General features: G+C 72.1%; 22 protein-coding genes and 1 pseudogene. 10 read left to right on the forward strand and 13 right to left on the reverse strand.

Going from position 1 to position 20,236, the window contains the following annotated elements:
* The first annotated feature begins 152 nt into the window (after positions 1-152).
* Positions 153-818 (forward strand): hypothetical protein, encoded by a 666-nt coding sequence (locus tag ASC99_RS14175; RefSeq protein ID WP_057231845.1) that lies wholly within the window; start codon positions 153-155, stop codon positions 816-818.
* Between the two features lie 58 nt (positions 819-876).
* Here ASC99_RS14175 and ASC99_RS14180 read toward each other — a convergent pair whose 3' ends face one another.
* Positions 877-1,572, reverse strand: coding sequence for a response regulator transcription factor (locus tag ASC99_RS14180; protein ID WP_057231846.1), 696 nt, complete (start codon positions 1,570-1,572; stop codon positions 877-879).
* The gene (locus ASC99_RS14185) at positions 1,569-2,834 is read right to left on the reverse strand and encodes a cell wall metabolism sensor histidine kinase WalK (RefSeq protein WP_057231848.1); all 1,266 of its coding nucleotides are present in this window, start codon (positions 2,832-2,834) and stop codon (positions 1,569-1,571) included. The genes ASC99_RS14180 and ASC99_RS14185 overlap by 4 nt, the downstream gene beginning before the upstream one ends.
* 280 nt (positions 2,835-3,114) lie before the next feature.
* Between ASC99_RS14185 and phoU the strand changes: the two genes are divergently transcribed.
* The gene (gene phoU / locus ASC99_RS14190) at positions 3,115-3,789 is read left to right on the forward strand and encodes a phosphate signaling complex protein PhoU (RefSeq protein WP_057231850.1); all 675 of its coding nucleotides are present in this window, start codon (positions 3,115-3,117) and stop codon (positions 3,787-3,789) included.
* A gap of 170 nt (positions 3,790-3,959) precedes the next feature.
* Positions 3,960-4,139, forward strand: coding sequence for a hypothetical protein (locus tag ASC99_RS14195; RefSeq protein WP_057231852.1), 180 nt, complete (start codon positions 3,960-3,962; stop codon positions 4,137-4,139).
* Positions 4,140-4,242: 103 nt separating this feature from the next.
* Here the strand turns inward: ASC99_RS14195 and ASC99_RS14200 are convergent, their stop codons facing one another.
* The 3 genes from ASC99_RS14200 to ASC99_RS14210 form a co-directional block, all read right to left on the reverse strand.
* The gene (locus ASC99_RS14200) at positions 4,243-4,830 is read right to left on the reverse strand and encodes a lytic polysaccharide monooxygenase (RefSeq protein ID WP_057231854.1); all 588 of its coding nucleotides are present in this window, start codon (positions 4,828-4,830) and stop codon (positions 4,243-4,245) included.
* Between the two features lie 227 nt (positions 4,831-5,057).
* Positions 5,058-5,675 (reverse strand): TOPRIM nucleotidyl transferase/hydrolase domain-containing protein, encoded by a 618-nt coding sequence (locus ASC99_RS14205; RefSeq protein WP_057231855.1) that lies wholly within the window; start codon positions 5,673-5,675, stop codon positions 5,058-5,060.
* A 135-nt stretch (positions 5,676-5,810) separates the two neighbouring features.
* Positions 5,811-6,569 carry a phosphoglyceromutase gene (locus ASC99_RS14210; RefSeq protein ID WP_057231857.1) on the reverse strand — a complete coding sequence of 253 codons (759 nt, stop codon included), beginning with the start codon at positions 6,567-6,569 and terminating at the stop codon, positions 5,811-5,813.
* Positions 6,570-6,726: 157 nt separating this feature from the next.
* Here ASC99_RS14210 and ASC99_RS14215 point away from each other — a divergent pair, with 157 nt between their 5' ends.
* Positions 6,727-7,974 carry an MFS transporter gene (locus ASC99_RS14215; RefSeq protein WP_057231859.1) on the forward strand — a complete coding sequence of 416 codons (1,248 nt, stop codon included), beginning with the start codon at positions 6,727-6,729 and terminating at the stop codon, positions 7,972-7,974.
* Between the two features lie 3 nt (positions 7,975-7,977).
* Here the strand turns inward: ASC99_RS14215 and ASC99_RS14220 are convergent, their stop codons facing one another.
* Complete coding sequence (locus ASC99_RS14220; RefSeq protein WP_057231861.1) at positions 7,978-8,505, reverse strand: YbjN domain-containing protein; 528 nt, start codon at positions 8,503-8,505, stop codon at positions 7,978-7,980.
* 83 nt (positions 8,506-8,588) lie between these two features.
* On the reverse strand, positions 8,589-9,947 hold the full coding sequence (gene mshA, locus ASC99_RS14225; protein WP_057231862.1) for a D-inositol-3-phosphate glycosyltransferase: 1,359 nt from the start codon (positions 9,945-9,947) through the stop codon (positions 8,589-8,591).
* Between the two features lie 143 nt (positions 9,948-10,090).
* Between mshA and ASC99_RS14230 the strand changes: the two genes are divergently transcribed.
* Entirely contained in the window at positions 10,091-10,921 is an 831-nt protein-coding gene (locus tag ASC99_RS14230; protein ID WP_057231864.1) for a hypothetical protein, read from the forward strand.
* Positions 10,922-11,058: 137 nt separating this feature from the next.
* Here ASC99_RS14230 and ASC99_RS14235 read toward each other — a convergent pair whose 3' ends face one another.
* Positions 11,059-11,592 (reverse strand): O-acetyl-ADP-ribose deacetylase, encoded by a 534-nt coding sequence (locus ASC99_RS14235; protein WP_057231866.1) that lies wholly within the window; start codon positions 11,590-11,592, stop codon positions 11,059-11,061.
* Positions 11,593-11,821: 229 nt separating this feature from the next.
* Between ASC99_RS14235 and ASC99_RS14240 the strand changes: the two genes are divergently transcribed.
* Positions 11,822-13,225 (forward strand): PP2C family protein-serine/threonine phosphatase, encoded by a 1,404-nt coding sequence (locus tag ASC99_RS14240; RefSeq protein WP_057231868.1) that lies wholly within the window; start codon positions 11,822-11,824, stop codon positions 13,223-13,225.
* 53 nt (positions 13,226-13,278) lie between these two features.
* On the opposite strand, the gene ASC99_RS14245 is transcribed toward ASC99_RS14240, so the two are convergent.
* The 3 genes from ASC99_RS14245 to ASC99_RS14255 all read right to left on the reverse strand — a co-directional run bounded on the left by ASC99_RS14245 (position 13,279) and on the right by ASC99_RS14255 (position 14,714).
* A complete protein-coding gene (locus tag ASC99_RS14245; protein WP_057232189.1) occupies positions 13,279-13,608 on the reverse strand; it encodes a DUF2516 family protein in 330 nt (109 codons plus the stop codon).
* A 135-nt stretch (positions 13,609-13,743) separates the two neighbouring features.
* Entirely contained in the window at positions 13,744-14,292 is a 549-nt protein-coding gene (locus ASC99_RS14250; RefSeq protein ID WP_057231870.1) for a hypothetical protein, read from the reverse strand.
* A 14-nt stretch (positions 14,293-14,306) separates the two neighbouring features.
* Positions 14,307-14,714 (reverse strand): helix-turn-helix domain-containing protein, encoded by a 408-nt coding sequence (locus tag ASC99_RS14255; RefSeq protein WP_057231872.1) that lies wholly within the window; start codon positions 14,712-14,714, stop codon positions 14,307-14,309.
* A gap of 108 nt (positions 14,715-14,822) precedes the next feature.
* Between ASC99_RS14255 and ASC99_RS39380 the strand changes: the two are divergent.
* Positions 14,823-14,969: pseudogene (locus tag ASC99_RS39380) on the forward strand (DUF4158 domain-containing protein); the annotation flags it as partial.
* A 243-nt stretch (positions 14,970-15,212) separates the two neighbouring features.
* On the forward strand, positions 15,213-16,949 hold the full coding sequence (locus ASC99_RS14265) for an LPXTG cell wall anchor domain-containing protein (RefSeq protein WP_057231874.1): 1,737 nt from the start codon (positions 15,213-15,215) through the stop codon (positions 16,947-16,949).
* Positions 16,950-17,180: 231 nt separating this feature from the next.
* Here ASC99_RS14265 and ASC99_RS14270 read toward each other — a convergent pair whose 3' ends face one another.
* On the reverse strand, positions 17,181-18,140 hold the full coding sequence (locus tag ASC99_RS14270) for a LysR family transcriptional regulator (RefSeq protein WP_057231876.1): 960 nt from the start codon (positions 18,138-18,140) through the stop codon (positions 17,181-17,183).
* Between the two features lie 129 nt (positions 18,141-18,269).
* Here ASC99_RS14270 and ASC99_RS14275 point away from each other — a divergent pair, with 129 nt between their 5' ends.
* Positions 18,270-19,190, forward strand: a complete 921-nt coding sequence (locus ASC99_RS14275; protein WP_057231878.1) for a zinc-binding dehydrogenase — start codon at positions 18,270-18,272, stop codon at positions 19,188-19,190.
* Between the two features lie 34 nt (positions 19,191-19,224).
* The gene (locus tag ASC99_RS14280) at positions 19,225-19,662 is read left to right on the forward strand and encodes a nuclear transport factor 2 family protein (RefSeq protein WP_057231880.1); all 438 of its coding nucleotides are present in this window, start codon (positions 19,225-19,227) and stop codon (positions 19,660-19,662) included.
* Here ASC99_RS14280 and ASC99_RS14285 read toward each other — a convergent pair.
* Complete coding sequence (locus ASC99_RS14285; protein WP_057231881.1) at positions 19,634-20,143, reverse strand: DUF664 domain-containing protein; 510 nt, start codon at positions 20,141-20,143, stop codon at positions 19,634-19,636. The two genes, ASC99_RS14280 and ASC99_RS14285, sit on opposite strands and share 29 nt — an antisense overlap.
* Positions 20,144-20,236 lie beyond the last annotated feature (93 nt).

Genomic DNA, 20,236 nt, shown 5'->3' on the forward strand with positions numbered 1-20,236 from the left:
CGTATACGCGGTCGCGGCCCCCGGCGGGCCTCGGCGGGGCCCCCTCCCCGGACTCCACCCGCGACACGGGGCCACCCCGTGAGAACCGGATAACTGCGGTCGGTAACCTGACCCTGACCACCGACCCGAGATACCAAGGAGATGCCGCCGCCGTGAGCCGCAGCCTTCGACGCGGCGCGATCGCCGTGATCGCCCTCGCCGCGATCCTCCCGCTGTCCGCCTGTGCCGCCGGGAACACCCCGGAGACCCTGCAGATCAAGCCGGACAACGCCGCGACGTCGATCGGGGACAACCTCAAGCTCAACAACATCGTGGTGGTGACCGCGGCCGGCTCCAGCTCCGAGCACGCCGGCCCGGCCCAGCTCGCGGTGAACATCAGCAACACCGGCCCGACCGCCGAGACCCTGCAGTCGGTCATCGTCGGCGAGGGCGTCACCGCGACCTTCACGGACGCCAAGGGCGCCGCGCTGTCCGAGATCGTCATTCCGGCCGGCAGCGCCGTGGCGATCGGCAGCGAGGGCCAGCCGGTCGCCAAGTTCGCCTCGGCCAAGCTGGAGGTCGGCGGCTTCGCCCCCACCGCGTTCTCGTTCGCCAAGGCCGGCAAGGTCGGCGTCAGGGCCCAGGTGCACCCCGCCACCGGTGTGTACGAGGGCTACGGCCCGGCCACCGACCACGTGGCATCGCCGTCCGCCTCCGCCTCCGCGTCGCCGTCGGCCTCGGCTTCGGCGTCCGCTTCGGCCGGTGCCTCCGGCTCCGCGTCGCCGTCCGCCGGCGCGTCGACCTCGCCGTCGGCGTCGACCACCGCGGCCTCGCACTGACCGCACGTCATGCCGAAGGCCCCCGCTCGGTGCGAGCGGGGGCCTTCGGTACGTCGGTTTACGGCTCGAACTTGTAGCCCAGGCCACGGACCGTCACCAGGAAGCGCGGGGCCCCCGGGTCCGGCTCGATCTTGGCCCGCAGGCGCTTCACGTGGACGTCCAGGGTCTTGGTGTCACCGACGTAGTCGGCGCCCCAGACCCGGTCGATCAGCTGCATCCGGGTGAGCACCCGGCCCGCGTTGCGGAGCAGCATCTCCAGCAGGTCGAACTCCTTGAGCGGCAGGTCGACCTTGGCGCCGTCCACCGTCACCACGTGCCGGTCGACGTCCATCCGGACCGGACCGGCCTCCAGGGCACCGGGGCCGCCACCGTTCTCGCCGGGGCCGCCGTCCTCACCGCGGCGGCGGAGCACCGCGCGGATCCGGGCGACCAGCTCGCGGGTGGAGTAGGGCTTGGTGACGTAGTCGTCGGCACCTATCTCCAGGCCGACCACCTTGTCGATCTCGCTGTCCTTGGCGGTGACCATGATCACCGGGACGTTGGAGCGGACCCGGAGCTGACGGCAGACCTCCGTACCGGGCAGGCCGGGGAGCATCAGGTCGAGCAGCACCAGGTCGGCGCCGTTGCGTTCGAACTGCTCCAGCGCGTCGGGGCCGGTGGCGGCGATGGCCACCTCGAAGCCCTCCTTGCGGAGCATGTACGACAGGGCGTCGCTGAACGACTCCTCGTCCTCGACCACCAGTACTCGGGTCACGATCGGGCCTCCGGGGCAGGATGGGGGTTGGGGAGGATGATGGGGCTCTGCTGGCTCGCCGCCGGAGCCTGACCGGCGGGGAGTCGGACGGTGAAGGTGGAACCCTGGCCCTCGACGCTCCACACCGACACGGTGCCGCCGTGGGAGGCCGCCACGTGCTTGACGATGGAGAGGCCGAGGCCGGTTCCGCCGGTGGCCCGGGAGCGGGCCGGGTCGACGCGGTAGAAGCGCTCGAAGATCCGCTCGCGGTCCTTCTCGGAGATGCCGATGCCCTGGTCGGTCACCGAGATCTCGATCAGCTCGCCGTCCGCCTCACCGAGGGCGGCGGCGCTGGAGATCCGCCGGGTGGCGATCGCCACCCGGGTACGGGGCGGGCTGTAGTTGACCGCGTTCTCCACCAGGTTGCCCAGCGCGGCGGCCAGCTGGCCGCGGTTGCCGTGCAGGTAGAGGCCGCCGATGCCGCCGGCCGCGATGTGGATCTGCTTGGCGGCGGCGGGCTGGCGGCAGCGGTCGATCGCCTCGGCGATCAGGGTGTCCACCGGGACCGGCTCCGGGTCGACCATCAACTGGTCGTCCTGGACCCGGGACAGGTCGATGATCTCCTGCACCAGGCTGGCCAGCCTGGTCGCCTCGATCTGCATCCGGCCGGCGAAGCGCTGCACCGCCTCCGGATCGTCGGACGCGTCCGCGACCGCCTCGGAGAGCAGCGAGAGCGCGCCGACCGGGGTCTTCAGCTCGTGCGAGACGTTGGCCACGAAGTCCCGCCGGACCGCCTCGATCCGGCGGCGCTCGGTCAGGTCCTCGACCAGCACCAGGACCAGCCGGGAGCCGAGCGGGGCGACCCGGACGGAGACCGCCAGCGGGTCGGTGGCGCGGGCCGCACCGGGCTTGGGCACCTCCAGCTCGACCTGGCGGATCTCGCCGTCCCGGCGAGTGGCGCGGGCCAGCGAGAGCATCTGCTCCACGGCCATCGCCCCTCCCCTGACCAGGCCCATCGCATAGGCGGCGGAGCTGGCCTTGACCACCTCGTCGCCCTCGCCGAGCACGATCGCGCACGAGCGCAGCACCGAGAGCACGGTGTCCACCCCCGGCGGGAGCGGCGGTTCCTGCGTCGGCGTGCTTACGCCTGTCTTTCCGACCTTGCCTCCGCTACCTGCCCTGGCCTGCTCCCGCTCACTCCAGCGGAAGGCGATCGCGGCCGTGAGACCGACACCGAGCCCGGCTATGGCGCAGGCTGCGGCGAGAGCCACGTTCACGTCCATGTGGCCAGCGTAAGCGCATGATGGCGGCCCACCCCCGGGGTGAGATCAAGGCATCGGCCGCGCGTTGCCGAGAATTCACCTTCACGCTGCCACCGGTTCACTACACCGGCCGTGCGTGGTCGCCCAAACGGCCCAGGGTGGGTGGCGCAGCCCGTCCGGGCGGTGACGGCACTACGATGCCGCCACCAGCAGCGGCCGTCCCGATCGTCAGACGGGCTCGTCTGTCATGTGAGATGGCCGGTCGGCACCGCCACCGACAGAGCTACTGAGGAGAGCAGCAATGCGCGACGCGTACCACGAGGAACTCGACTCGATCAGCGACGGCCTGGTCGAGATGGCCCGGCTGGTCGGTTCGGCCATGGGTCGGGCCACCACCGCGCTGCTCGACGCCGACCTGGCGCTGGCGGAGAGCGTGATAGCCGCCGACGACAAGGTCAACGCCCTGCACCACGACCTGGAGAACCGGGCCATCGACCTGCTGGCCCGTCAGCAGCCGGTCGCCACCGATCTGCGGATCGTGGTCACCTCGCTGCGGATGAGCTCCGACCTGGAGCGCTGCGGCGACCTGGCCCGGCACGTGGCCAAGGTGGCCCGGCTGCGCTTCCCGGAGACCGCCGTCCCGAACGACCTGCACCCGATCGTGCTGGAGATGGGGCAGCTCGCCCAGCGGCTGGTCGCCAAGGCCGGCCAGGTGATCGCCACCAAGGACGTCGAGAAGGCGCTGGAGCTGGAGCAGGACGACGACGCGATCGACGCACTGCACCGCGAGCTGTTCTCGCACCTGCTGGACGACCGCTGGCAGCACGGCATCGAGACCGCGGTGGACGTCACCCTGGTCGGCCGGTACTACGAGCGCTTCGCCGACCACGCGGTCTCGGTGGCCAAGCGTGTGGTCTTCCTGGTGACCGGCGAGCACGTGGCCGAATTCGTCGCCAACTCCGAGTCCGCGGAGTAGGGGCAGTCCGACCCGGCAGTCCGACCGGCAACGGCGCGGGGGCGCACGGGGCGGTCCTGAACCGCCCCTGCGCGCCCGTTGACGCCCCGTCACCGGCGGGGCTTCACTCAGGGGGTGGGCACACCTCCGTGTGCGCCGCAGTGTGCCAGTGCCAAGGAGGGCCCAGCGCGATGAAGGCAACCACCGCTCCGACCAGTTCACCGTCGAGCGTCGTCGAGCCGACCACCCCCGCCCTGCTGCCGATCCTCGCCGCCGGGTGCGGCTGTGGTGGCGGCTGCGGCTGCGGCTGCCAGTCGGGTGCGCCCTGCCAGTGCGGCGGCGTCACCGGGGGCTGCTGCAGCGGCCACTGACCCTGGCCGGTCCCACCGTCCCGCCCGTCGGCCGGGCGCCCCTGTCCTGAGCGGGGCGCCCGGCCGACGTATGCCCGGCCGGTGCAGGTCTGCGGCTCCGGTCTCAGAACTGCAGGTCGACGCAGGAGTAGAAGGCGTTCGTGGTGTCGGCGACGTCCCACACCGCGAGCAACACGTGGTGCCCGGTCAGCCCGGCCGGCAGCGGCACGCTGTGGGTGAGGGTGCTGGGCGGCTGGGCGTTGTTGCCGGGGACGGTCAGCAGCGGGGTGAGGTTGAGGTTGCTCCGGCTCAGCACCGAGGCCGCGCTGTAGCCCGGCTTGGTGAGGAAGTACCGGTACTGGGCGGTGGCGTGCCTGGCGGTGAACTTCCAGGTGAAGTTCTGCTTCTGACCCGCCGTCACCTTGGTGGTCGGCCAGGCCCCGTTCCGCGGGTTGTCCAGCTGGGCGAACCGGCTGTTGCCGCCCGCGCAGAGCTTGCCGTCGGCCGGGCCGCCGCTCGGGAAGCCCTTCGGCCCCTCGACGCTCTGCGGCTCCCACTGGATGTCGCCGCAGCCGGTGACGGTGCCCGCGGCGCAGTACGCGGCCCGGCTCGGCGGGCCGCTGATGTAGCCGTGCGAGAAGGCCGGGATCGCGGTGGCGACCGGTACGGCCAGGGCCCCGACGAGGGCCGCGAACAGGTGGCGCTTACGCATGGTGCTCCTTCCGGACTCGTCTCCGGGCAGGCCGGAGCGAGCTGTGGGGGTGGATGGAGTGCATGACTGGCGAACGGCCGCCGGTGGGGGATCTTGGCGTGCTCGCGCCAGCGCTGGTGCATACCGTAGGAGCGCACAGCCGACCCGTCAATGGTCTGAACCACCGCCCCACAGCGGCGAGTTGACGCAGGGGTCGGCCGAGCTCGGGCCGACCTCCCGGGCTCAGGTCACAGGCTCGCGAGCAGATCGCGCAGGGGAGCAGGCACCCGCTCGGCGTCGAGGGCCTCGACCAGCAGGCGGCCGTAGCGGATCTTGCGGCCCTTCTTCGTACCGAGGAAACGCCGCAACTGCCGCTCCGGGAGCCGGCCCTGCTGTGCGGGTTGGCGCCCGAAGATCTGCCAGGCCACGAAGTCACCCTCGGCCCGGAGGATCTCCTCGACACTCGCCACGCCCAGCGCGCGGATGAGTTCCTCCTCCAGGTCCGCCACGCAGACGAAGAACCCGTGGCGCGGCGCGCGAGCGCTCTCGAAGGCGCGGTCGTAGTACCCCAGCTCGCCCTCGTCGCACAGTCCGGCGAGCCGCAGTCCCAGCCCCGGCGACCCGAGCAGGCCGGCGTAGCGGCCGACGCTCATCGCTCCGCCCATGGACGTGACGCACACCCCTTCGGCCGCCAGGTCCCGGCCCTGGCGCGCGGCCAGCGTCTCCACGGCCGCGAGGTCGCTCGGCCCTTCCAACAGCACCGCGGTCCGCACCCCCAGCCGCGCGGCCAGCTCACCCGCCGGCCCGCCGGGACCGCCCGCCGCCCAACCGGTGACCGCGTCCCGGAACGCTCGCATGTCCGTCATGGGGCGATCCTGCCCCTGCCCGGCAGGCGCCGCACGAACTTTTTCGTCGGCCGACGGCCCACAGAGGGCCCGGGAACGGCGACGGCCCCTCACCCGCGCGATCCGCGCAGGTGAGGGGCCGTCAGTGCGTCGGACTTACTTCTTGCCCTGGTTCTTGACCGCCTCGATGGCGGCCGCGGCGGCGTCCGCGTCCAGGTAGCGGCCGCCCTTGGTGAGCGGCTTGAAGTCGGCGTCGAGCTCGTAGACGAGCGGGATGCCGGTGGGGATGTTCAGGCCGGCGATGGCCTCGTCGGAGATGCCGTCGAGGTGCTTCACCAGCGCGCGCAGGCTGTTGCCGTGCGCGGTGACCAGGACGGTCTTGCCGGCTGCCAGGTCGGGGACGATCGCGTCGTACCAGTACGGGAGCATCCGGTCGACGACGTCCTTGAGGCACTCGGTGCGCGGACGCAGCTCGCTCGGGATGTCGCCGTAGCGGGCGTCGCCGGACTGCGAGTACTCGGTGCCGTCCTCGAGCGCGGGCGGCGGGGTGTCGTATGAACGGCGCCAGAGCTGGAACTGCTCCTCGCCGAACTCGGCCAGGGTCTGGGCCTTGTCCTTGCCCTGGAGGGCGCCGTAGTGGCGCTCGTTCAGCCGCCAGCTGCGGCTGACCGGGATCCAGTGCCGGTCGGCCTTGTCCAGGGCGATCTGCGAGGTGCGGATCGCGCGGCGCAGCAGGGAGGTGTGCAGCACGTCGGGGAGGTAGCCCTCGGCGGCGAGCAGCTCGCCGCCGCGTGCGGCCTCCTTCTCGCCCTTCTCGTTGAGGTCGACGTCGACCCAGCCGGTGAAGAGGTTCTTCTGGTTCCACTGGCTCTCGCCGTGACGGAGCAGGATCAGTCGGTAGGTCGTGTCAGCCATGGGGGTCAGCTTAATAGAGGCGAATAACCGCTGGTCGGGACGGAGGTCCAGCAGTAATGTTCGCATCGGAATTTAGCCACTTACCGTCGCGCTGAGCGGCCGCCCTGCCCTGCCCCGAACCGCTCAGCGGGACTCCGTGCCACCCGGGAGCCCCCACATGCCCGCTCTGCAACGCCTGCGCGTCTCACTATCGGAGACGGCCGGTGGACTCCCCCGGGCGTTCTGGTGGCTCTGGGTCAGCACACTGGTGAACCGCATCGGCGGCTTCGTGGTGCCGTTCCTCGCCCTCTACCTGACCTCCGAGCGCGGCTACTCGACCACGTACGCGGGCCTGGTCGCCTCGCTCTTCGGGCTCGGCTCGGCGATCGCGGCGGTCGGCGGCGGGGTGCTGACCGACCGGATCGGACGGCGGCCGACGCTGCTCGCGGCCCAGCTGTCCACCGCCGTCAGCATGGCGGTGCTCGGCTTCACCGACGGCCAGGTCGCGATCGCGGTGGTGGCCTTCCTGGTCGGTCTGACCAGCAACGCCTCCCGCCCGGCCGTGTCGGCGATCATCGCCGACCTGGTGCCCGCCGAGGACCAGGTCAGGGCGTACTCGCTGAACTTCTGGGCGATCAACCTGGGCTTCAGCGTCGCTGCGGCGGCTGCCGGGCTGCTCGCCGGGCACGGGTATCTGACGCTCTTCCTGCTGGACGCGGCCAGCACGCTGGCCTGCGCGGTGGTGATCTTCGTCCGGATCCCCGAGACCAAGCCCGCCGTCACCGCCGTGGAGCGCTCGGCGCCCACCGTCGGCCTGGGCACGGTGTTCCGGGACGGCCGGTTCATGGCGATCGTCGGCATCAACCTGCTGCTCGCCCTGATCGTCCAGCAGAGCAACAGCACGCTCGCCCTCGACATGCGCCAGGCCGGGGTCCCGGCCTCGCAGTACGGGCTGGTGATCGGCCTGAACGGACTGCTGATCGTGCTGCTCCAGCTCCCGCTGACCCGCCTGATGACCGGCCGGAACCGCACCGCGATGCTGGTCGCCAGCGTGCTGCTGACCGGCTGGGGCTTCGGGCTGACCATGTTCGCCGGCTCCTCGGCGGTGCTCTTCGCGCTCACCGTGGTGGTCTGGACGGTCGGCGAGATGATGAACACCCCGACCATGATGGCGCTGATCGCCGAGCACTCCCCGGCCCTGGCCCGGGGGCGCTACCAGGGCGTGTTCTCGCTCTCCTGGTCGCTGGCCGCGTTCCTCGGCCCGGTGGGCGGCGGGCTGCTGCTCGAACACGGCGGCGGGGTCGCGGTCTGGGGCACCTGCGCGGGCCTGGGCACCGCCGCCGCGCTCGGGTTCCTGCTGGTCGGCCGCCGCCCCGCCACCCCGGTCCCGGCGGCCGAGCCGGAGCGCCGGCCCGCCGTCGTCTGACGGTCAGTCGGTCTCCGGCCGTTCCCCGGTGGGACCGGCCAGGTGGGTGAAGGCCGCCAGGTTGCCAGTGGACTCGCCGCGCTTGGTGCGCCACGCCCACTCGCGCCGGATCGCGGTCGCGAAGCCGAGCTCCAGCAGGGTGTTGAAGGGCTCGTCGGCCCCTTGCAGCACGGTGCCGAGCAGCCGGTCCACCACCTCGGTGGTCAGCCCCTCCAGCGGCAGCCGGCCCGCCAGGTAGACGTCGCCGAGCGCGTCGATCGCGTACGCGACACCGAACAGCTTGGTGTTGCGCTCCAGCAGCCAGCGGTAGACCGCCTCGTGGTTCTCGTCCGGCCGCCGGACCACGAAGGCGTTCACCGAGAGGGTGTGGTCACCGACCCGCAGGGCGCACGGGGTGGCCAGCTTGCGCGTCCCGGGCAGCGTCGCGACCAGCGTGTACGGATCGGTCGCGGCGGGCTCCCAGGCCACGCCCGCCTCGTCCAGCGCGGTCCGGAGCAGCGCGAGGGCGTCGTCCTTGGTACGGATTGCCATGGGGGAGACGTTACTCGGCGGTACCGCGGCCGGCGTGATGACTCCCCGTCAGGCCGGACCCGGGACAGGCCCTCAAGCTGACCTCAGGCCAGCCGAAGGCCGCCGCGCAGCCCCGACCGGTGCATCGCCGAGGTGTACACCTCGCCGGTGCTCGCCGCGGCGGTCTCCCAGCCGAACGCGGCCGCATGGGCGGCGGCGGCCGCCCCCTGACGGTGCACCAGCTCGGTGTCGGTCACGTACGGACGCAGCGCCCCGGCCCAGTCGCCCGGGTCGTGGCCGCTCACCAGAGCACCCGTCCGACCGTCCCGGACCGCGACCGGGAGCCCGCCGACGGCGGCCGCCACCACCGGGGTACCGCAGGCCTGCGCCTCCAGCGCGACCAGCCCGAAGGACTCGCTGTACGAGGGCATCACCAGGGCCGTTGCCGCCCGGTACCACTCGGCCAGCTCGGCCTGGCCGACCGGCGGGTGGAACCTGACCACGTCACAGATGCCGAGCTCGGCGGCCAGCTTCTGCAGGCTCTCCGGCTTGGCCAGGCCACTGCCGGACGGGCCGCCGACCACCGGCACGACCAGCCGACTGCGCAGCTCGGGCTCGCGGTCCAGCAGCACCGCGACCGCCCGGAGCAGGACGTCCGGCGCCTTGAGCGGCTGTATCCGGCCCGCGAAGAGCAGCACGGCGGCATCCTGCGGCAGGCCGAGCCTGGCCCGGGCGGCCTGCCGGTCGCCGGGGCGGAACACGTCGAGGTTGACGCCGGGGTGCACCACGGCCAGCTGGTCAGGCCGGGCCGCGTAGTGGAAGGCCAGCTCGGCGGCCTCCTCGGCGGTGTTGGCGATCAGCCGGTCGGCGGCCTCGACCACCTGGCTCTCGCCGATCACCCGGGCGGCCGGCTCGGGGGTGTCGCCCTCGGCCAGCGCGGCGTTCTTCACCCGGGCCATGGTGTGCATGGTGTGCACCAGCGGGACGCCCCAGCGCTGGGCGGCCAGCCAGCCGACCTGGCCGGAGAGCCAGTAGTGCGAGTGCACCAGGTCGTAGTGGCCGGGCCGGTGGCCCGCCTCGGTGCGCAGCACCGCGTGCGTGAAGGCGCACAGCTGGGCGGGCAGGTCCTCCTTGACCAAGCCCTCGAACGGACCGGCCGTGACGTGCCGGACCAGCACCCCCGGCGCCAGCTCGACGGTCGGCGCGTCGTCGGAGCTGATCGCCCGGGTGAAGACCTCGACCTCGATGTCGAGCTGGGCCAGCCGCTTCGCCAGCTCGACGATGTAGACGTTCATTCCGCCCGCGTCGCCGGTGCCCGGCTGGTGCAGCGGGGAGGTGTGCACGCTCAGCATCGCGATCCGGCGCGGCCGACGGGAACGGCCACCCACCAGAGCCTGCAACCGCCCCCGCGCGGGGGGCAGAAGCTGGGCACGGSGAGCCGTTCGAGCAGGGTGCTGGGTCACCTGCGGAGGCCTCCTTGGTTGCTCCCCGTCTGCCGCCCACGGGCACGTGGGCATTCGTCCAGTGTGACAACCGCCGAAGGTGCGGACGGCATTCCCGCCCACCTGGTGGGACTGTCCGACGGCCCCGCCGTAGGCTGCTCGGCATGGCCGCCTCGTTCGATCCCTCCAGCTCCGCCGCCCGTGGGCGGCGGGACCGACCGGTCGGAACGGTCACCCGGGGCACCACCAACACCAACCGGCTGCGGCGGATGGACCGCTGGATCGCCCACACCCTGGGGCCCGCCCTGCGCTCCGCCGACCGGCCGCCGGTCGCCGTGGACCTCGGCTACGGCGCCGCGCCGTGGACGGCCGTCGAGCTGGCCGGCCGGCTGCGCGCCGTACGGGCCGACGTCCGGACGGTCGGCATCGAGATCGAGCCCGAGCGGGTCGCGGCGGCGCTGCCGTACGCCGATCCGCCGCTGCTGACCTTCCGCCGGGGCGGCTTCGAGGTGCCGTTGGACGGCGGGGAGCGGCCCCTGCTGATCCGGGCCGCCAACGTGCTGCGGCAGTACGAGGAGTCGGCGGTGGCGGCGGTCTGGGAGCGGCTGTGCGGACGGCTGGCGCCCGGCGGGCTGCTGGTCGAGGGCACCTGCGACGAGATCGGGCGGCGGCACGTCTGGGTCGCGCTCGGCCCCGAGGGCCCCCGGACGGTCACCTTCGCGGCCCGGCTGGGCAGCCTGGAGCGGCCGTCCGACCTGGCGGAACGGCTGCCGAAGGCGCTGATCCACCACAACGTGCCAGGCCGTCCGGTGCACACCTTCCTCGCCGACTTCGACCGGGCCTGGTCGGCGGCGGCGCCGTACGGGGCGTTCGGGGCCAGGCAGCGCTGGGTGGCCGCGTGCGGGGCGCTGGGCGGGAGCTGGCCGCTGGTGGACGCGCGCGGGCGGTGGCGGCAGGGCGAGGTCACCGTGCCGTGGAGTGCGTTGGCCCCGTAGACCGTCTACTCGGTCATCCGTTCTATGGCCCGCCACGATTCACTCGAACGAGTTATCGAATACCTCTGGTGTGCTGACGCCTCGTCACGCCACCATAGGGACACCGCACGAGCGGCCGGCGGCTGTCCCAGCCTCGGTCAGCTCCTCTGCTCCGCAGCGCGCTCGAATGCCTCGTACGCCTCCCGGCCGAACAGCACGAACCGCACCTCCGTCAGCTCCGACCCACCGTCCGTGAACTCCGCCACCGCCGCGAGGGCGATCCGCGCCGCGTCCTCCAACGGCCACCGGTACACCCCGGTCGAGATCGCCGGGAAGGCCACCGTCCGCGCACCCAGCTCTGTCGCGACCCGAAGGGACTCCCGATAGCAGGACGCCAACAGCCCGGCCCGCTCCTCGTACTCCTCCGGCAGGTGGACGGGCCCCACCGTGTGCACCACCCAGCGGGCCGGCAGCCGGCCGGCCGTGGTGGCCACGGCCCGGCCGGTCGGCAGGCCCTTGCCGTAGTGCGAGGCGCGCAGCCTGCGGCAGTCGGCCAGGATCTCCGGACCGCCCTTGCGGTGGATCGCGCCGTCCACCCCGCCGCCGCCCAGCAGTGAGGAGTTGGCGGCGTTCACCACCACGTCCACCCGCTGCTCCGTGATGTCACCCTCGACCAGAGTGATCCGCGTCACCGTACCGACCTTCCGTCACATTCCCTGTCGAGCACCGTAGTCGCGGTGCCCGCCGTCAGCCGAACGCTCGGCCACCGCGGCGTGGCAATAGCCACAGAGTCGCCGGTCGGCCGGAGAAAACTCCGGAGATCACGTTATGGTCGCGGGAAGCTCCCCGACACACAGTGCCATGCGGGCACTGCGCGCGGACCTCAGCCGTTGCCCAGTCGGGGAAAGGGAGGACCGACCAATGCCCGCAACGGGAGACGGGCGGGCACCACGTGCCACGCACCGGCCGGGCGCCCTCACCGAAACGCGCAGTACGCGCGCGGAGGCGGTCGAGGCTGGGCACAGTCCGATACCGCACCCCCGGGCCACCGCCGGCACACCGGACGCCCCGTTCCGGCTGCTGGTGATCGAGAACGACTTCACCGACGCGGCCTTCCTGGAGCAGCTGGTCGCCGACAGCGGCTCGGCGATCGAGCTGCACTGGGCCCAGGGCGTGGCCTCCGCCACCACCCGGCTGACCCGGCCCGGCCCCCGGCGAGGCCGAGTGCGCGAGGCCGAGTTCGGCTGCGTCCTGCTGGACCTCGCCGACCCGGCCGACCAGCGAGGCCCGCTGCAAGGCCTGGAGGGGCTCCGCGAGCTGCTCCGGCACGCCCCGCAGACCGCCGTCGTGGTGCTCACCGACGCGGCCGGGGCCGAGCTGGGCGCCGCCGCCGTGGCGGCCGGAGCCCAGGACTTCCTGATCCGGCACGAGACCGACGGGCCCCTGCTGGCCCGCGCACTGCGGTACGCGGTGGAGCGCAAGCGGGCCGACGAGTCCCAGCGCCGCCTGGTCGAAGCCGAGCTGCGCGGCCAGGAGAACGCCCGCCTCCAGCGCCACCTGCTGCCCACCCCGCTGCTCGACGGCGCCGGGCTCTCCTTCACCCGCCGCTACCGCCCCGGCCGCAGCCGGGCACTGCTCGGCGGTGACTTCTACGACGCCGTCCGGACGGACGACGGCATGGTCCACGTGGTGATCGGCGACGTCTGCGGGCACGGGCCGGACGAGGCCGCCCTCGGGGTCGCGCTCCGGATCGCCTGGCGCTCGCTGGTCTTCGCCGGGCTGACCGGGCAGGCCCTGCTCACCACCCTCCAGCACGTGCTGGAGCACGAGCGGCGCAGCGATGAGATCTTCGCGACGCTCTGCATGCTGGTGCTCTCCCCCGCAGAGACCGACACCCCTGCGGCCCTGGCCGGCCGGGACCAGGCCAGGCTCTATCTCGCCGGGCACCCCTCGCCGCTGCTGCTCGGCCCCGGCGGCACACCCACCCTGCTCTCCGCCGACCAGGCGGGCCCGGCCCTCGGGCTGCTGCACTGCGACGATCCCGGAGCCGCCTGGCCCGCCGAGGAGCTGACCCTCGACCCGGGCTGGAGCCTGCTGCTCTACACCGACGGCCTGGTCGAGGGCCGGGTCGGCGCCGGCTCCCGCCGACTGGGCCAGGACGGGCTGGTCGAGCTGATCGGCGACCACCAGGCCGACGGCCTGACCAGGGGCCGGCTGGTCGACAGCGCGATCGCCGAGGTCGAGGAGCTGAACGGCGGCGCGCTCACCGACGACGTCGCGGTGCTGCTGCTGGAGCGCAACCCCGCCCCGGTCATCATGGGCTGACATGCCGATGGGGAGCAGCCGGGTGGCTGCTCCCCATCGACGGTGACACTTCGTCACCAGGGTCCGTACGGCCCCATGTTCCGCTTGCTGTCGTTGCCCCGACCGTCCGTCAACTGCTTGATCGCGGGCCGGACATCGACCATGTAGACGATCGCGGCGACCAGCCCGACCAGGGTCAGGATGCTGAACACCGCCGCGCCGAGCAGCAGGTCCAGCCCGAGCGCCAGCCCGAGAATGATCAGCCAGAACGGCTTGGTCTTCTTGTCCGCCGCCCGGAAGGCATCCTCCCGACGCGTCACCGCGTCCACGAAGGCGAACAGCTTGAAGCCCACGATCGCCACGGCCAGCCACCAGAACGGATCCAGGTAATCCAACTGCAGGATCTCGAACACTGCGGACTCCTCACTGCGGCTCCGGCGACACCGCCGCCCATCCTGGCACGGCCGGACGACCGTACCCGGGACAACGAACCGGTACGCCCGGTTGTGCCCCGCCTGATTTCCCGGCTTCCGCTTGGGCTACTTCTCGGTGTCGCCGTTGCTCTTCCGCGCCCGGGGCGCCCGCTTCGGTGCCAGCTCGGCGGCGGGCTCCGACTCCAGGTCCGGCTCGAAGTCCACCAGCACGGCCTCGACCACGACCTCGACCTCACCGTCCACCTCGACCTCGGCGGCCGGCTGCTCCGTCGGGGGAGTCTGCTGACCCTCCACCACGGCCTTGCCCCGGACCGCCAGCTCCTCGTACGCCTCCTTGGCCTTCACGGCCAACTCCAGTGCCAGTCCGACCTGCTGGAGCGCGAAGCCCTGCGCCTTCTCCTGCAGCCCCTTCAGGTCACCCGGCAGCGTGGAGACCGTCTCGGTCACCTTCGCCTGCGCCTCGACCAGCCGGGTCTGCGCCTCCTGGAGCCGGGCCGTGGCCTTCTCCTGGGCGCCCTTGCGGTCGGCCGCGAGTGCCTCGACCTTGGCCGGCACCTCGCGCAGCTTCTCGTACGCCAGGTCCCCGGCGCCCGCGATCGCGTACAGCGGGGTCGGGTCGCTCAGCGTCTTCTTGATCTCGTCGGTGATCGGCATGACCGGTCCTCCTGCTATCCCTCGACAGTCCGGCGGTCGGCCTGTCCCTCTCCTGCTTTCCCGGGCTCCCCGACGCTGTCCTGATTCTCTTTCAGGAAGGCGTCGTAGACCGCGAGCAGCGCCTGCTTCTGCCGCTCACTGATCAACGGATCGGCCAGGATCGCGGCCCGCAGTTCGAGCCCCTCACCCTGCCGCTCCTCCAGCATCCCGGCCTGCACGTACAGCGTCTCCGCCGAGATCCGCAGCGCCTTGGCGATCTGCTGCAGGATCTCCGCACTCGGCTTCCGCAGCCCGCGCTCGATCTGACTCAGGTACGGGTTCGAAACCCCCGCCACCTCCGCCAGCTGGCGCAACGAGTACTGCGCGTTCCGCCGCTGCTCCCGGATGTACTCCCCGAGCGAGCCGACCTTCAGTGAAGCCATGCCAGCACTCTGCCCCACCCTGCTTGCAATTGCAAGCAGGGTGCTAACACCAGCAACCACCCGGCCGGGGTCTCTGTAGCGGCGGGTGGTCGGCTCCGCCGCACGCCGGTGGAATTTCTGACGGATGACCAGGCCGAGGCGTACGGGAGGTTCGTCGAGGAGCCGACGCGCCCGGGGTTGGAGCGCTTCTTCTTCCTGGACGACGTGGACCGCGATCTGATCGCGCTGCGGCGTACGCACCAAGGACGCCCGGGCGTGTCACCAGGCCACGGGGTCCGGTGAGACGGTGCGACCGCGTCTCGGCGAAAAAACTATTGAGACGGACGGCAACCTTTCCGCTCCGAGTGGCCACTTAGGGGTGTACCGACGAGGGCCAGCCGTGGTCAGCGGCGCTACGCCATCTGTGTCAACACCCGATCGGAGCCCCACGTGTCACCAGACGACCCGCGATCCGCCGAGCAGCCGATGCCTTGGGGTCGCACGCCCCGCCGTAGCCGGATGCTCCGGCATTCTGCCGTGGGGGCGGCGGCGCTGCTCGCCGCCTCGGCCGGTGTCGGCGCCCTGGCGCCCAGCGCGGGCGCCGCGCCGACCGTCCGCATCAGTGTGGATGCCGGTACCTCCTTGGGCACGGTGCCCAGCAGTGGTGTCGGCCTCAACACGGGCTTCGGCGACGAGCACATGGGCGACGCCAACGTGACATCGCTGATGAAGGCCGCGGGAGTTCGGCAGCTGCGCTATCCCGGCGGCTCCGGCGCGGACGACTACCACTGGAAGACCCACACCTCCGGCGACGGCAGCGGCTGGATCCCCTCCAACACCAACTTCGACCGCTTCATGGCCACCGCGAAGACGGTCGGCGCCCAGCCGATCCTGACCGCGAACTACGGTTCCGGCACCGTCCAGGAGGCCGCCGACTGGGTCAAGTACTCCAACGTCGACAAGGGTTACGGCGTTAAGTACTGGGAGATCGGCAACGAGGTCTACGGCAACGGGCACTACGGCAACGGCAAGGGCTGGGAAAGGGACGATCACGCCGACAAGAGCCCGAGGGAGTACGGGAAGAACCTGGTCGCCTACTCGAAGGCAATGAAGGCCGTGGACCCGACGGTGAAGATCGGAGCGGTGCTCACCACCCCCGGCGGCTGGCCGGACAAGGAGAAGGCTCCCGGTGACACCGCCGACTGGAACAACACGGTGCTCTCCATCGCGGGAAGCTCGATCGACTTCGTCATCGTCCACTGGTATCCGGGCGGCACCACCACGGCCGACCTGCTGAACACCCCCTCCAACATCGCCGCTACCACGTCCGAGCTGCGCTCGCTGATCGCCAAGTACACGGGCTCGCGCGCCGCTTCGGTGGAGATCGCGGTCACCGAGACCGACAGCGTCGGCTCGCCCGCCTTGACCAGCCAGGCCGCGGCCCTGTTCGCGCCGGACACCTACATGACCTGGTTCGAGCAGGGTGCCACCCACGTGGACTGGTGGAACCTGCACAACGGCACGGACCAAGCACCCACCACCGTCCACGGCCAGACCGACTACCAGGACGGGGGCATTCTCTCCGCTGGAACCTGCGCCGGGGGGAAGTGCCAACCGCCGCGCGACACAACCTTCCCCACCTACTGGGGCATCCGCTCGCTGACCGCACTGGCGCAGCCTGGCGACACCATCGTCAAGTCGTCCTCGGGCAACTCGTCGGTCACTGTGCACGCGGTGCGGAGCAGCAACGGCGGTCTGAACGTCATGCTGACCAACAAGAGCCCGGAGAACGCGGCGGAGGTGTCGCTCTCGTACGCCGGATTCACCCCGGCCGCAGGGGCGGTCACGACCGTTTCGTATGCCACGGGAGGCACCGCCCTGACGACGGCGGAGCGGGGCACGGCGGTCGCGCAGACGCTGCCGCCGTACTCGATCACGACTCTTCAGCTGAAGCCCGCGTCGGGGACTGCCGGCGCTGCCAAGCCGTCGCCCGCCCCCACGCCGACCGCTGCCATGCCGACCGCCGTCACGCCGGTTGTCTCCGCCTCCGGCACGATCGGCACCCGTGCGCAGGCGGCGAAAGGCGTACCTGTCGGCCACCCGAGCCCGAGCCCGAGCAGCACGTCCGGCGGCCTGGCTGCCACCGGGATGAGCAACGCTGTCACGTACAGCGCCGTCGGTGGCCTGCTGGCCGTCGCTGCCGGAAGCGTCCTGGTGCTTCGCGGACGTCGCCGCAAGGCTCTGCACGGGAAGTGAGACCGCGTGAGTGACTGACGGCCCGGCAGCTACGCCACCCACCCGTGGCGTGCGCGCCGGGCCGTCGGCGTCGGCGGCACCACGGTCCGCGTCGGGATCGACCTCCAGGCCGTCCGGGCGAACAGCTTCCGCCGCTCGCCTGACGGCGGAGCCGGCTCGGCATGGTTCACCTTCACCGAGACAGGACAGCCCGCGCCACCGGGACGCTCCGACGCTCCGCAGGGCACCGCCTCACAGCGCCCGTACCTGTTCCTGATCGGCCTCCGGCAGCCAGTCCCGGCCGGGCCGGTACTCCAGCCAACGCCGCCGCCGGCCGCTCCGGGCGAACCCCCGCACCAGCTCGGCCACGCCCGAAGCGGCCTGACGACGCGGCCAGAGCAGTGACCAGGCGTACAGCGGAGTCGGCTCGACCAGGGGGACGGCGACCAGCCCGGAGCCTTCCGGCAACGGCACTTCGGCGGGAAACAGGGTGAAGCCGCCCGGGGTGTTGCGGATCCGCTCCAACAGGTGGTCGAAGCCGAGGTTGGCCTCGCCCGGCAGCATCGGCACGGCGAACTGCTCGGCGAACCGCCGCAGGAAGTCGAGGCGTCCGGCCGCTGCCGGGAGGACCAGTCGACTGGCCGTCAGGTCGGTCGGCCGCAGTGCCTCGGAACGTGCCAGCGGGTGGTCGGCGGCGAGGATCGCGTCCACCGGCTCCAGCCGGACCAGGCGGTGGGCGAGTGCCTCGTCGCGGCGGTCCCCGAACGGGTGGTACCGCCCGAAGCCGGCATCGGCGTCCCCTCGCAGCAGAGCCGCCGCCACCGCCGGCAGGTCACGGCCGGGGCCGACCTCGGCGTGCAGGGCCTCGGCTGACACGTCGTCCAACGCCTCCCGCACCGTCCGCAGTGGGGCGAACAGATGGCCCCAGACATCGAGCCGGACGGGCCGCTCCTCCTCGCGGGCAGCCGCCACGGCTGCCTCCCCGGCGGCGAGCAGCGCCCTGGCCGGCCCGAGGAAGCGAATGCCGGCCGGGGTGAGGCCGACACCACCGGCGCCCCGCTCGAACAAGGCGACCCCGAGGCCCTCCTCCAGTCGGGCGATCCGCTTGGACAGGCCCTGCTGACTCAGCGACAACGCCTGCGCCGCCCGGCCGAAGTGCAGGTGTTCGGCCGTCATGACGAAGGCGCGCACCCGGACGAGATCGAGATCCACGCCCGCCATCCTGGCCGACAACCGCTGGTTGTCACCACCGGCATCCGGTTGTTGGACCGCCGACGAGCCCCGGCGGTTTGCTGGACACCGGTCGGGCAGCACCGACGGGAACAGCAGGAGGAGAGCGACATGAAGGCATTCGTGGCAACCGGGGACCCGGCGGCGCTGATCCGACAGACCGAGGTCGGCGAGCCGGTCCAGCGCCCCGACGAGGCGCTGGTGAAGGTGGACGCGTACTCGGTGAACCGGGGCGAGATCTTCCAGCTGGAGCAGTCGGCGGAGGGCGCACGGCCCGGCAAGGACATCGCCGGGCTGGTCGTGCAGGCGGCGCCGGACGGCTCCGGGCCCCAGGTCGGGCAGCGCGTGGTCGGCCACCCGTCCTCCTCCGGCTGGGCCGAGTTCGTCGCGGTGCCGGTCGGCGGTCTGGCCCTACTGCCGGCCTCGGTGACGGCCGTTCAGGCCGCCGCACTTCCGCTGGCCGGGCTGACCGCCCTGCGGCTGCTGCGGACGGCCGGTTGCGTGGCGGGCCGGCGCATCCTGCTCACCGGGGCGTCCGGCGGCGTCGGCCACTACTTCACCGAACTGGCCGCCGCCGCAGGCGCGTCGGTGACGGCGGTGAGCGCGTCGGCCGAGCGGGGCGAGCGGCTCGCCGCGCTCGGCGCCGCTGCCGTCGTCCCGGAGGTCGACGACGCGCAGGGCACCTTCGACCTCGTCCTGGAGTCCACCGGCGGCAAGAACCTCCCGTCGGCGCTCTGCCGGCTGGCCCCGCGCGGGCAGTTGGTCTGGTTCGGCCAGGCGAGCCGGGAGCCGGCCGTCCTGGACTTCTTCGACTTCTTCGCCGGCCCGGTCTCCGCCACCGTCCGCCACTTCAGCTACGCCGATGTGGACGAGCCGGACGCCGCCGACCTCGAAACACTCGTCCGCCTGGTCGCCGAGGACCGCCTGCACCCCGAGCTCGGCCGCACCGCCGACTGGCAGCACACCCCCGGAGTCCTCGCCGACCTGCGGGACCGCAGGATCCGCGGCAACGCCGTCCTCAGCATCTCCTGATCCACCGTCACCCAGCTTTCCGAGGAGCACTCCGATGACCGAGCTCGACCCCCGTACCGTCGTCACCCGCTACGTCAACGCCGTCGCCGAGGGCGACCTCGACACGATCGTCGCGAGCTTCGCCGAGGACGCCAGCTGGACGTACCCCGGTAACGTCCCGCTGACTGGTGTGTGGAGCGGACGCGACGCCATCGTCAACGACTTCCTCGGCGGCGCCGGCAGCCTATTCGCCCCGGGCGGCATCCCCGTCGTGACGCTCACCAACGTGATCGCGGACGGCGAGCAGGTCGTCGCCGAATGGACCTCCAAGGGCCTTGCTGCGACCGGCCGGGTGTACGACAACACCTGCCTCGGCGTCTTCGTCGTGCGGGGCGGCGCCATCGTCTCCGTCCGGGAGTACACCGACACCCAGCACGTCGAACAGAGCCTCTTCGCGGGGCAGGCTACCGCCGCCGGAGTACGCCACGGATGAACGCCGCCTGGCCCGCGTGCTGGAGGCTGTCGGAGACGACGCTGACCAGCCGGACGCCCAGCGTCACCGGCGGGGTCCAGCTCTCGTCCACGATCCGGTCGAGGGATGAACCGCTGAGCCCGCTCACGTACGACAGCGTGTGCTCGTGCACGGCGTCGTAGTAGCCGGTGAGCAGTCGGGCGGAGTCGACCCGGACCGCCGCGACGTCGCGGGTGGTGTGCCCGTAGCCGGTGGCGGCCACGGGGAAGGGCAGGCCGAAGCGGTCGTGCCACCCCTGGGCGGTCCAGAGCTGTTCGGTGCCCGCGACGTCGGCCACATGGTCGTCCTGGATCCGTGTCAGGTGCCAGACCAGCCAGGCGACCGAGTTGGCCTTCGCGTCCAGGCGCTCCGCCAACTCGTCGGGCTCGAGCCCGGCCACCGCCCCGTGGACGGCCTCACGGACCCGGCCGAGCGCATCGACGAGCAGTGCGGCGCAGTTCATGAGGACGATCCTTCCAGACACCGACCGCCGGGAGACGCAGGTCACATCCGGCCGTGTCACAGGTGAGCGGGCCGTCTCGTCTCAGGTTGCACA

This window comes from Kitasatospora sp. Root107 (assembly GCF_001424875.1).
Taxonomy (GTDB): domain Bacteria; phylum Actinomycetota; class Actinomycetes; order Streptomycetales; family Streptomycetaceae; genus Kitasatospora.

Coding starts and splice junctions, on each gene's coding strand:
- ASC99_RS14285 (WP_057231881.1), bottom strand. CDS start 20,143: ATGAACTGCGCCGCACTGCTCGTCGATGCGCTCGGCCGGGTCCGTGAG.
- ASC99_RS14230 (WP_057231864.1), top strand. CDS start 10,091: ATGGCCGCCTCGTTCGATCCCTCCAGCTCCGCCGCCCGTGGGCGGCGG.
- ASC99_RS14240 (WP_057231868.1), top strand. CDS start 11,822: ATGCCCGCAACGGGAGACGGGCGGGCACCACGTGCCACGCACCGGCCG.
- ASC99_RS14250 (WP_057231870.1), bottom strand. CDS start 14,292: ATGCCGATCACCGACGAGATCAAGAAGACGCTGAGCGACCCGACCCCG.
- ASC99_RS14185 (WP_057231848.1), bottom strand. CDS start 2,834: ATGGACGTGAACGTGGCTCTCGCCGCAGCCTGCGCCATAGCCGGGCTC.
- ASC99_RS14195 (WP_057231852.1), top strand. CDS start 3,960: ATGAAGGCAACCACCGCTCCGACCAGTTCACCGTCGAGCGTCGTCGAG.
- ASC99_RS14205 (WP_057231855.1), bottom strand. CDS start 5,675: ATGACGGACATGCGAGCGTTCCGGGACGCGGTCACCGGTTGGGCGGCG.
- ASC99_RS14210 (WP_057231857.1), bottom strand. CDS start 6,569: ATGGCTGACACGACCTACCGACTGATCCTGCTCCGTCACGGCGAGAGC.
- ASC99_RS14255 (WP_057231872.1), bottom strand. CDS start 14,714: ATGGCTTCACTGAAGGTCGGCTCGCTCGGGGAGTACATCCGGGAGCAG.
- phoU (WP_057231850.1), top strand. CDS start 3,115: ATGCGCGACGCGTACCACGAGGAACTCGACTCGATCAGCGACGGCCTG.
- ASC99_RS14275 (WP_057231878.1), top strand. CDS start 18,270: ATGAAGGCATTCGTGGCAACCGGGGACCCGGCGGCGCTGATCCGACAG.
- ASC99_RS14280 (WP_057231880.1), top strand. CDS start 19,225: ATGACCGAGCTCGACCCCCGTACCGTCGTCACCCGCTACGTCAACGCC.
- ASC99_RS14220 (WP_057231861.1), bottom strand. CDS start 8,505: ATGGCAATCCGTACCAAGGACGACGCCCTCGCGCTGCTCCGGACCGCG.
- ASC99_RS14215 (WP_057231859.1), top strand. CDS start 6,727: ATGCCCGCTCTGCAACGCCTGCGCGTCTCACTATCGGAGACGGCCGGT.
- ASC99_RS14265 (WP_057231874.1), top strand. CDS start 15,213: ATGCTCCGGCATTCTGCCGTGGGGGCGGCGGCGCTGCTCGCCGCCTCG.
- ASC99_RS14200 (WP_057231854.1), bottom strand. CDS start 4,830: ATGCGTAAGCGCCACCTGTTCGCGGCCCTCGTCGGGGCCCTGGCCGTA.